Origin of the sequence: Arthrobacter sp. HMWF013, assembly GCF_003061105.1 — a bacterium.
Classification (GTDB): Bacteria; Actinomycetota; Actinomycetes; order Actinomycetales; family Micrococcaceae; genus Arthrobacter.
The window spans coordinates 585-2,629 of sequence record NZ_QAIQ01000667.1 but is presented as its reverse complement, the minus strand read 5'-3'; the positions used below and the strand labels follow the sequence as shown (position 1 = coordinate 2,629).

Here is a 2,045-nt window from a genome sequence, read left to right as displayed (position 1 = left end):
GGCTGCACCTGAGGCAGGCAGCAACTCCACCGCGACCGCCAGCGACTACACCGGCTGCATTGTTTCCGACTCCGGTGGCTTCGACGACCAGTCCTTCAACCAGTCCTCGTACGAAGGGCTCAAGAAGGCTGAGACGGATCTGGGCATCAAGGTCAACGAGGCCGAGTCCAAGACCAACAACGACTTCGAACCCAACCTGCGCGCCATGGTCACCGCCGGCTGCGACCTGACCGTCACTGTCGGCTTCCTCCTCGGCGACGCCACCAAGGCCCAGGCCGAGGCCAACCCGGACAGCCACTTCGCGATCGTTGATTACGGATACACGCCTCCCGTCGCCAACGTCAAGCCCATCATCTACGACACCGCGCAGGCAGCCTTCCTCGCCGGTTACGTGGCGGCCGGCACCACCAAGACCGGCACCGTCGGCACATTCGGTGGCATCAAGCTCCCCACCGTGACCATCTTCATGGACGGTTTTGCTGACGGCGTGAAGTACTACAACGAGAAGAAGGGCAAGGACGTCAAGGTTCTTGGCTGGGACAAGGCGGCGCAGGACGGTTCCTTCACCGGTGACTTCGACAAGCAGGACAAGGGCAAGCAGCTGACCCAGAACTTCCTGGACCAGGGCGCCGATATCGTCATGCCTGTCGCCGGCCCCGTCGGCAAGGGTGCGGGCGCGGCCCTGAAAGAAGCCAAAGCGGCCGGCAAGGACGTCAAGCTCATCTGGGTTGACTCCGACGGCTTCCTGACCGCTCCGGAATACAAGGATCTGATGCTGACCTCGGTCATGAAGCTCATGGGCGAAGCAGTGGAGAACGTCGTGAAGGAAGACAAGGACGGCAAGTTCACCAACACGCCGTACGTTGGCACCCTCGCGAACGACGGCGTGCAGCTGGCGCCGTTCCACGATCTTGAGTCTGCGGTTCCCGCTGAGCTGAAGACCGAGCTGGAACAGATCAAGAAGGACATCGCCGGCGGCACGCTGAAGGTTGAATCCGCAGCCAGCCCGAAGGTCTAATCCCTCCGCTAAGCGCCACGGCCCGTCCGGTCATCCACCGCACGGGCTGTGGCGCTTTTCGTTGAGCGGACCGGCTCCGTATCAGGCCGCAGGCACTAGGCTGTTGCTGCGGCCCCATCATCCGTCCGGGCATGGCCTGCCGGGACAATTCGAGATTGGTCAGGGTTTTGAAACTTGAACTCAAGGGGATCACCAAACGCTTCGGCTCCCTGGTAGCCAACGACCACATCGACGTGGTTGTTGAACCCGGGCAGATTCACTGTCTGCTCGGCGAAAACGGCGCTGGCAAGTCCACGCTGATGAACGTCCTGTATGGACTGTACGAGCCCACCGAGGGCCAGATCCTCGTTGACGACAAACCGGTCACCTTCCGCGGGCCGGGCGACGCCATGGCCGCCGGCATCGGCATGGTGCACCAGCACTTCATGCTGGTCCCCGTCTTCACGGTCGCCGAAAACGTCGCACTGGGGGCGGAAACCACGAAGGCCGGCGGATTCCTGAACCTGGATGACACCCGCCGGAAGATCAAGGAAATCTCGGACCGCTACGGCTTCGACGTCGATCCTGATGCCCTGATCGAAGACCTGCCTGTGGGTGTGCAGCAGCGGGTGGAAATCATCAAGGCCCTCGTCCGGGACGCCAAGGTGCTCATCCTCGACGAGCCCACTGCCGTACTCACCCCGCAGGACACCGACGAACTGCTGGACATCATGCGCCAGCTCAAGAGCCACGGCACCTCCATCGTGTTCATTTCGCACAAACTCCGCGAGGTAAAGGCCGTCTCCGACACCATCACGGTGATCCGGCGCGGCAAGGTTGTGGGTACCGCCGATCCCGGCGCCTCGACCACGGAGCTGGCCTCCATGATGGTCGGACGGGCAGTGAACCTCACCCTGGACAAGGCCCCGGCCAAGCCGCAGGAGACGACGTTCCAGGTCAAGGACCTCACGGTCATCGCGCCCAGCGGCCAGCACGTGGTGGACGGTATCAGCTTCGACATCGCCCGCGGCGAGATCATGGCCATCGC

At 62.8% G+C, this 2,045-nt stretch carries 2 protein-coding genes; both read left to right on the top strand.

Going from position 1 to position 2,045, the window contains the following annotated elements; genetic code table 11:
- On the top strand, positions 1-1,018 hold a 1,018-nt coding region (locus tag DBR22_RS21740; RefSeq protein ID WP_108600692.1), incomplete at its 5' end, for a BMP family lipoprotein.
- 167 nt (positions 1,019-1,185) lie between these two features.
- On the top strand, positions 1,186-2,045 hold an 860-nt coding region (locus tag DBR22_RS24995), incomplete at its 3' end, for an ABC transporter ATP-binding protein (RefSeq protein WP_258229380.1).